The sequence below is a fragment of the Cupriavidus sp. 05T313 genome (assembly GCF_056396665.1).
Genome location: NZ_JBFTLX010000654.1, coordinates 1 through 426, shown reverse-complemented (window position 1 = coordinate 426; position 426 = coordinate 1). Strand labels below are relative to the sequence as shown.

Below are 426 nucleotides of genomic sequence, written 5' to 3'. Positions count from 1 at the left end.
GCATCGCCGTCGCTGCGCTGGTCCTGATCCTCATGCTGGGGACGCTGATCGCGGCCGGACTGCCGCTGCTGATGGCCATCATCGGCGTCGGCGTGGGCGTGGGCATCACGTTCGCACTCTCAGGCCTGTTCGACATGAGCTCCATCTCCCCCATGCTTGCCCTCATGCTGGGCCTGGCCGTCGGCATCGACTACTCGCTGTTCATCGTCAACCGGCACCGGACGCAGCTCCTGGCCGGAATGGACCCTAAGGAGTCCGTGGCCCGGGCAAACGGAACCTCCGGCAACGCGGTGGTCTTCGCCGGGCTCACCGTGATCATCGCCCTTGCAGCCCTGGTGGTCCCCGGGCTGCCGTTCCTCACTGTCATGGGCCTCGCCGCCGCGGGAACCGTGGCGGTGGCGGTCCTGGTCGCCATCACCCTGACCC

General features: G+C 68.1%; 1 protein-coding gene. It reads left to right on the top strand.

The genetic code is table 11. The features are described 5' to 3' along the window. The coding region (locus AC1DKD_RS42205) for an MMPL family transporter (RefSeq protein ID WP_477144861.1) at positions 1-426 on the top strand (426 nt) is incomplete at both ends.